Here is a 7,157-nt window from a genome sequence, read left to right on the forward strand (position 1 = left end):
GGCGCCTGGTTGCCGGTGAGCTTGTAGAGGCCGCCCAGCAGGCAGGGGGTGATCTTGATCTCGGCGCCCGTGCGGCGCGCGATATCGGGCAGAAGGCAGTGAGCCAGATAGGCGTTGGGGCTCGCGAAATCGAAGATGAACTCGACGGTTTTTCCCATGGGAATTCTCCTCACCAGCTTTCCGACCAGGGCCGCAGATCGAGTTCGTGCGTCCAGGCCGAGCGTTGTTGTTTATGCAGCCAGACATAGTTGCGGGCGATCTCCTCGGGCTTGAGGATATCGTCGCGATCAACCCGTTCCTGGCGGTCGGGGATGTTGGTGCGGGCGAAGACGCCGTCGATGGCGCCGTCGACCACCACATGGGCGACGTGAATGCCCTGGGGTCCCAGTTCCCTGGACGCCGACTGGGCCACGGCGCGTAGCCCCTGCTTGGCGGCGGAGAAGGCCGAGAAGCCCTGGCGGCCGCGCAGCGAGGCCGAGGCGCCGGTGAACAGGATCGTGCCCTTGCCCCGGGGCAGCATCACCCTGGCGGCCTCGCGACCGGTCAGGAAACCCCCGAAACAGGCCATCTCCCAGACCTTCTGGAAGACCCGGCTGGTGGTCTGGGTGAGGTCGAAGCGGACATTGGCTCCGATGTTGAAGACCACCACCTCCAGCGGTCCGACTTCGCGCTCGATGCGGTCGAATAGGGCGATCATCTCCTCTTCCGAGCGGGCGTCGACGCCGTAGGCGCGGGCCCTGCCGCCATCGTCGCGGATCGATTGGGCCAGTTCTTCGAGCTGGTCGATATTGCGGGCCCGGCGTGTCACGCAGACCTCAAGCCCCTCCTTGCCGAAGGCGCGGGCTATCGCCCCGCCAACTCCGTCGCCAGCTCCGATCACCAGACAGACGCCCATGGCCGATCTCCCATCAGTTTATTTTCTGGACGGACCATGGTATCGAATCTGGACCCGGTCAACAGGGGCTGAGCGAGGTGTGCGATGAAGTGGGAAGATCTGGCGCAGGAGCCGTGCTCGGTGGCGCGTTCGGTCGCGGTGATCGGGGATCGCTGGACCCTGATGATCCTGCGCGACTGCTTCCTGGGTGTGCGCCGGTTCGAGGCTTTTCAGGCGCGGTTGGGGATCTCGCGGACCATCATCGCCGACCGTCTCAAGCATCTGACGCAAGAGGGGGTGCTGAGGCGCGTGGCCTACCAGGACAGCCCGACCCGCTATGAGTACCGGCTGACCGACAAGGGCCTGGAGCTGCATCCGGTGGTCATGGCCATCGTGCACTGGGGCGATCGCCACTACGCGGGCGCGGCCGGGCCGCCGCTGCTGCATCGGCACAAGACCTGTGGCTGCGACTTCTATCCGGTGCAGACCTGCTCGGAATGCGGCGAGCCGGTAGACGCCCGGGCGGTCGAGACGCGCCCGGGCCTGTAGGCGAGGTCAGTCCATCAACTGCTGCGTCAGGTAGGTGTATTCCAGGGCCTGGCGCTTGGCGGTCTCGTTGAGGTTGGCCGCCGCCGCGTGACCGCCGTCGATGTTCTCGTAATAGAGGTAGTCGTAGCCCAGCTCTTTCAGGCGCGCGGCGGCCTTGCGGGCGTGGGCGGGATGAACGCGGTCGTCCTTGGTCGAGGTCTCCAGGAACACACGGGGGTAGGGCTTGTCCTTGGCGAGCTTCTGATAGGGCGAGTAGGTGTCGATCACCGCTCGCTCCGCCGGATTGGAGGGGTCGCCATACTCGCCGACCCAGGAGGCCCCCGCGCCGATGTGGGTGTACCCGATCATGTCGAACAGCGGCACCTGGACGACCACGGCGTTATAGAGCTCCGGTCGCTGGGTCAGGGCCACGCCCATCAGCAGCCCGCCGTTAGAGCCGCCCATGATGCCGAGCTTCTTGGGGTTGGTGACCTTGCGCGCGATCAGGTCCTCGGAGACCGCGAAGAAGTCGTCATAGACCCGTTGGCGATTGAGCTTCAGGCCCGCCTCGTGCCAGCGCGGCCCGAACTCGCCGCCGCCGCGGATATTGGCGATGGCGTAGACCCCGCCGCGCTCCAGCCACAGCTTGCCGACACTGGCGGCGTAGGCTGGCGTCAGCGACACTTGGAAACCACCATAGGCATAGAGCAGTGTCGGCGCGGCGCCGTCGAACTTCAGGTCCTTCGGGCGCACCAGGAAGTAGGGAACCTTGGTCCCGTCCTTGGAGATAGCCCAGTGCTGCTCGACCACCTCCTTCGAGGCGTCGAAGCGGGCCGGCATGGTCCGCAGGGTCTCGGCCTCTCCGGACGTCGCGTCCGCGAGAACCTGGGTCGAGGGGGTCAGGAAGCCCGAGATTTGCAGGATCAGCCGGTTGTCGCGATCCGACGCCGAGGCGATTCCGACCGAGACGTCCTGAGGCAGATCAAGCTTGGTCGAGGTCCAGCCCTTCGGCCCGTGCTGGAAGCTGAGGATGCCGCCCTTCACGTTGTCATAGAGCGCCACGACCAGGCGGTTGCGGGTGGTCGCCACCTGTTCCACCGCCTGGCTGGAGGCAGGCCGCAGGACTAGCGCCGGCTTCACCGAAGCTGCGTCGGTCTTCAGGCCTGCCAACTCCATGGCCAGCAGGTCGCCGGACTGGCCATCCCGGGCGGCCCAGTCTTCCTCAAGCGTCAGGATCATCTGGCCGTCGATCAGGCCCTGGATCGAGGAACGCAGCGGGATCGGCAGCTTGGTCGCGCCTTTCTCGCCGATCAGGTGATGCTCGGCGTTGAACGTGTCGAGCGGCCGGTGGGCGATCAGGGCCTGCAGCTTGCCGTCAGCGTCGCGCAGGGCGATCGGCGAGACGCCGTAGCCGCCGTCGTCGGCCTTGCCGCGGAAGACTTCCTGAGCGTCCGCTAGAGCTTGGCCGCGCTTCAGCAGCTTGATGACATAGGGATAGCCGGAAGTGGTGACCTCGCCCTTGGTCCATTCGGTGGCGACGGCCAGGGTGTCTGCGTCGACCCAGGCGAAGCGGTGCTTGCCCTCAGGCAGCAGGAAGCCGCCCTTCAAGAATTGGCCGGTCTGCATGTCGAACTCGCGGACCTCGACGGCGTCCTTGCCGCCGTCCGACAGCGAGACAAGGCAGTAGCGATCGTTCGGCGCCAAGCAGTCGGCGCCCTTCCAGACCCAGTTCTTGCCCTCGGCCTTGGCCAGGGCGTCGATGTCCAGGATCGTCCGCCATTCCGGCTGGCCGGTGCGGTAGCTCTCCAGGGGCGTGGACCGCAAGATGCCGCGCACATGCTCGGCGTCCTGCCAGAAATTGCGCAGGGTTCCGTCGCCCGCGAAGCCGACAGCGGTGATCCGGTCCTTGGCCGTGGCGATGGCCAAAGCATCCGCATAGAGCCCGGCATAGCGCGGGTCATTCTGCAGTTGGGGCAGGGAGCGGGCGTTCTCCGCCGTGGCGAAGGCCATGGCGCGGGGACCCTCTATCTCCTCCATGTACACGTACGGATCGTTCGAATCGGGCAGGGCGGCGGCGGGAAATGCGGTCATGCCGCCCAACATGGCGCCGATGGCCAATTTTCCAAGGAACGGGACGCGCATGAAGGGGCTACCTCGGCAGACTATTTCGCTAGGCTCGGGTTCTGGCAGGACTGACTTGGACGTGCAAACCATGAGCGACGACGCCGACCTGATCGCGTGGAGCCTGTCCGAAGTGGCCGAGCGACATGGTGACCCCACCAAGGCCGTCTACGACAGGCTGTTCGCTCAATCTCCAGAAATGACTGAGCTATTCGTCAACGACAAGACCGGCGCGGCGCGTGGTGAGATGCTGTCGGTGGTGTTCGAGACGCTGCTCGATTTCGCCGGCTCGGTGTCCTACGGCGCCAACATGATCCGGGCTGAGATCGTCAATCACGAAAATCTGGGGGTGCCGCCCGCGGTTTTCGCGACCTTCTTCGGGACAGTGATGGAAACGGTGCGCGACCTGCTCGGCGAAGCCTGGACGCTGCAAGTTGAGACCGCGTGGGACAGGATGCTGACCAATCTGAATGAGCTCATTGTTCGCGAACCTGCGGTCTAGTTCGACGACCGGGAATCCGTCATGGTCCCGCGCCATGACAAACGAACCTTTTTTCAAACGGGACGGTCAATATTTCGTCCCAACGCCCGCCTGCCGCGGTCCTTGGAATCCGAAATCCCTGCATGGGCGGGTGATTATCGGTCTTCTGGGCTTCGAGCTTGAACAGCGACATGGCGATCCGGAATTTCTGCCGGCGCGCCTGACCGTCGATATGTACAAGCTGCCTGGCTTTGACCCGATCGAGATCACGACCAAGGTCGTGCGCGAGGGCAACCGTATCCGCGTCGTCGACGCTGAGTTTATCTCGGGCGGCGTCAGCATGGGCCGGGCCACCTGCCAGTTCCTGAAGCGCACCGAGAACCCCGAGGGCGTGATCTGGAAGCCGCTGGCGTGGGACGTGCCAAAGCCCGCCGACATTGAGCCGCCTCCCGAGCGCCCGATGGGCGGCATGTGGGCGACCCGCCCGATCAGCGGCGGTTTCGCCTCCAGCGAGCAGCGCCGGATCTGGATGAGCGAGGTGCGCGAAGTGGTCGAAGGAACCCCGCTGACCCCGTTCCAACGCGCCGCCGTGGCCTGCGACTTCGCCAGCCCCGCCGCCCACGTCAGCGACCAGGGCCTGGGCTACATCAACTCCGACGTCACCCTCTATCTGCACCGCCTGCCGGCCACGGAATGGATCGGCTTCGAGACCACCTATCATGACGCCGACGACGGCGTGGCGGTTGGCGAATGCCGGCTCTACGACGAGCAAGGCCCGATCGGCCTGGCGAGTTGCGCGGCCCTGGCTCAACGCCGGCTGCCGCCTCCGCCGCCCCCGCCCGCGAGCTAAGCCCATGACGGACCATCTGCTGTTCGTCACCCATTCCGAGGTGGTGATCGATCCCGATCAACCGATCACGGATTGGCCGCTATCGGCGGTGGGGCGGACGCGGATGGTCCAGTTCGCGCAGACCCTGGCGGCGGGCGCTGTTCCCGTCGTCGGAGTCTGGTCGAGCGATGAGCGCAAGGCACGCGACGGGGCGGAGATCATCGCCGCGCATCTTGGGCTCGATCCGCGCATCGAGCACGGCCTGCACGAGAACGACCGCAGCGCCACCGGCTATATCGCGCCGCCGGAGTTCTGGGAGGTGGTCGCGCAGTTCTTCGGGCGACCAGACGAGAGCGTTCGCGGCTGGGAGACCGCCAGGGACGCCCAAGCCCGGATCGTACGGTCGGTGGAGCGAGTGCTGGCGGCCGAGACGGCCCCCGGTCTGATCGTCGTCGTCTCGCACGGCGGCGTGGGACAACTGCTGACGGCGCATTTGCAGGGTGTCGAGATCGGCCTTGAGGATCGTCCTGGCAACCCTGGGGGCGGATGCTGGATCGCCATTGATCGCCAAGACCGCCGGCTGGAAGGCGCGTGGCGGGATATCGAGGACTATCAGGCCTCGAGGGTCGCTCGCTGAGCGAGCGCTATCAGAGGCGGTGTTCCCAGCTAGGATAGGGCCATGTCCGACACGCCTCCGGTTTTGAAGATCACATCCCTGAAGAAGTCGGTTCCCGGGGGGCGGGTGCTGTTCGAAGGCCTGAACCTCGATCTGCAGGCCGGGGAATTCGTGGCGATCATGGGTGAGTCCGGAGTCGGGAAGTCGACATTCCTCAATCTCATCGCGGGGCTCGACCAAGCCGACGACGGTACGACCGCCATCGATGGCGTCGATTTGGCCGGGCTGGACGACGACGCCCGCACCTTGCTGCGGCGTGATCACATCGGATTTGTGTTCCAGGCCTTTCACATCCTGCCGCACCTGACGCTCGGGCAGAATGTGGCGTTGCCGCTGGTGCTGCAACGGGCTCCTGGCGGCGAGGCGCTGACGAGGGCGCGTGAGATGATGGAGGCTGTGGGGCTTGGCGGCCGCGCCGAGGACTATCCACGCCAGCTTTCCGGCGGCGAGTTGCAGCGAGTCGCCATCGCACGGGCGTTGGTGCATCGACCAGGCCTGCTGCTGGCCGACGAACCCACCGGCAATCTCGATCCTGAAACCGCGACCCGGGTGCTGAAGGTCTTCGCCGATCAGGTCCGACGCTCGGGCGCGGCGGCCGTGTTGGTCACCCACTCCGAGGTGGCTGCCGCGGTCGCCGACCGGACATTGACCCTGGCCCGTTCGGGCCTGGTGGAGCGCCATGGCCGCTAGAGGGGTCAGCCTCGCCGCGCGCTGGATGATCCTGGGCGAGTGGCGCGCCCATCCGATGCGGGTGATCACGGCGGGCGTGGCCATCGCCATCGGCGTGGCGCTCGGCTTGGCCGTCCACTTGGTCAACGCCTCGGCGCTGAGCGAATTCTCGCGGGCGGTCAGCACCGTCAACGGCGACGCCGAACTTCAGGTTCGCTCGGTCGCGCCAAACGGCTTTGATGAAACTCTCTATCCGCGCTTGGCGCGCCTGAACGGGGTGAGCGCGACGAGCCCCGTCATTGAGCTGAAGGCCATGACCGAGCGTCCTGGCGAGCAGATCACCGTGCTTGGGCTGGACGTCCTGCGCGCGGCGGCGGTGACGCCCAGCCTGCTGGGGCAGCCGTTGGAGGCGGCAAGCGGCGAGGGCGCGCACGGCCCGACCAGCGAAGCGGCCTTTGAAGAGGACGCCATATTCCTATCGGAGGGCGCGCTTGAGGGCAGGGCGATCGGTCAGCCGATCCCGCTGACGGCCGGCGGTCGGACCGCGACCTTCAGGATCGCCGGCGTGGCGCCGGGGATCGGCGAAGGGCGCAAGGTGGCGGTGCTTGATATCGCCGCGGCCCAATGGAGGCTGGGCGAGATCGGCCGGTTGCACAGGATAGATCTCAAGCTGACCGAGGGCGTGGACGAGGGGCGGATGCGTCAGGCCATCGCCGACGCGCTGCCGGCCGAGGCCCAGCTTGTCACCCGCGATAGCGAGGCGCGCCGCAGCGACAGCCTCAGCCGCGCCTACCGGGTCAATCTCGATATGCTGGCCTTGATGGCGCTGCTGACCGGAGGCTTCCTGGTCTATTCGGCGCAATCGCTGTCGGTCGCGCGTCGCCGGCCGCAATTCGCGCTGCTGCGGGTCCTGGGCGTGCGTCGCAAGGCGCTGTTGGCCCAGGTCCTGGTCGAGGGCGTCAGCGTCGGCCTGATCGGC

Annotated in this window: 8 protein-coding genes; 6 read left to right on the forward strand and 2 right to left on the reverse strand. The window is 66.4% G+C overall.

Features of this window, described 5'->3' with window-relative positions; genetic code table 11:
• Positions 1 to 169: 169 nt before the first annotated feature.
• Entirely contained in the window at positions 170 to 895 is a 726-nt protein-coding gene (locus Q7T84_RS15630) for an SDR family oxidoreductase (RefSeq protein WP_304810637.1), read from the reverse strand.
• Positions 896 to 979: 84 nt separating this feature from the next.
• Here Q7T84_RS15630 and Q7T84_RS15635 point away from each other — a divergent pair, with 84 nt between their 5' ends.
• Complete coding sequence (locus Q7T84_RS15635; RefSeq protein WP_304810639.1) at positions 980 to 1,423, forward strand: helix-turn-helix domain-containing protein; 444 nt, start codon at positions 980 to 982, stop codon at positions 1,421 to 1,423.
• Between the two features lie 6 nt (positions 1,424 to 1,429).
• Here the strand turns inward: Q7T84_RS15635 and Q7T84_RS15640 are convergent, their stop codons facing one another.
• Entirely contained in the window at positions 1,430 to 3,505 is a 2,076-nt protein-coding gene (locus tag Q7T84_RS15640; protein WP_304810651.1) for a prolyl oligopeptidase family protein, read from the reverse strand.
• 109 nt (positions 3,506 to 3,614) lie between these two features.
• Between Q7T84_RS15640 and Q7T84_RS15645 the strand changes: the two genes are divergently transcribed.
• From Q7T84_RS15645 to Q7T84_RS15665, 5 genes are all read left to right on the forward strand, one after another.
• Positions 3,615 to 4,025 carry a globin gene (locus tag Q7T84_RS15645; protein WP_304810641.1) on the forward strand — a complete coding sequence of 137 codons (411 nt, stop codon included), beginning with the start codon at positions 3,615 to 3,617 and terminating at the stop codon, positions 4,023 to 4,025.
• A 34-nt stretch (positions 4,026 to 4,059) separates the two neighbouring features.
• On the forward strand, positions 4,060 to 4,854 hold the full coding sequence (locus Q7T84_RS15650; RefSeq protein WP_304810643.1) for an acyl-CoA thioesterase domain-containing protein: 795 nt from the start codon (positions 4,060 to 4,062) through the stop codon (positions 4,852 to 4,854).
• 4 nt (positions 4,855 to 4,858) lie between these two features.
• The gene (locus Q7T84_RS15655; protein ID WP_304810645.1) at positions 4,859 to 5,470 is read left to right on the forward strand and encodes a histidine phosphatase family protein; all 612 of its coding nucleotides are present in this window, start codon (positions 4,859 to 4,861) and stop codon (positions 5,468 to 5,470) included.
• 42 nt (positions 5,471 to 5,512) lie between these two features.
• Entirely contained in the window at positions 5,513 to 6,199 is a 687-nt protein-coding gene (locus tag Q7T84_RS15660) for an ABC transporter ATP-binding protein (protein WP_304810647.1), read from the forward strand.
• A partial coding sequence (locus tag Q7T84_RS15665; RefSeq protein WP_304810649.1) for an ABC transporter permease occupies positions 6,189 to 7,157 on the forward strand: 969 nt, incomplete at its 3' end. The genes Q7T84_RS15660 and Q7T84_RS15665, both read left to right, overlap by 11 nt.

It is taken from the genome of Phenylobacterium sp. (assembly GCF_030654915.1).
Taxonomy (GTDB): domain Bacteria; phylum Pseudomonadota; class Alphaproteobacteria; order Caulobacterales; family Caulobacteraceae; genus Phenylobacterium.

Bases quoted from the DNA above. Each gene is read 5' to 3' on its own strand.
- Q7T84_RS15630 (WP_304810637.1), bottom strand. From the start codon at position 895: ATGGGCGTCTGTCTGGTGATCGGAGCTGGCGACGGAGTTGGCGGGGCG.
- Q7T84_RS15635 (WP_304810639.1), top strand. From the start codon at position 980: ATGAAGTGGGAAGATCTGGCGCAGGAGCCGTGCTCGGTGGCGCGTTCG.
- Q7T84_RS15640 (WP_304810651.1), bottom strand. From the start codon at position 3,505: ATGTTGGGCGGCATGACCGCATTTCCCGCCGCCGCCCTGCCCGATTCG.
- Q7T84_RS15645 (WP_304810641.1), top strand. From the start codon at position 3,615: ATGAGCGACGACGCCGACCTGATCGCGTGGAGCCTGTCCGAAGTGGCC.
- Q7T84_RS15650 (WP_304810643.1), top strand. From the start codon at position 4,060: ATGACAAACGAACCTTTTTTCAAACGGGACGGTCAATATTTCGTCCCA.
- Q7T84_RS15655 (WP_304810645.1), top strand. From the start codon at position 4,859: ATGACGGACCATCTGCTGTTCGTCACCCATTCCGAGGTGGTGATCGAT.
- Q7T84_RS15660 (WP_304810647.1), top strand. From the start codon at position 5,513: ATGTCCGACACGCCTCCGGTTTTGAAGATCACATCCCTGAAGAAGTCG.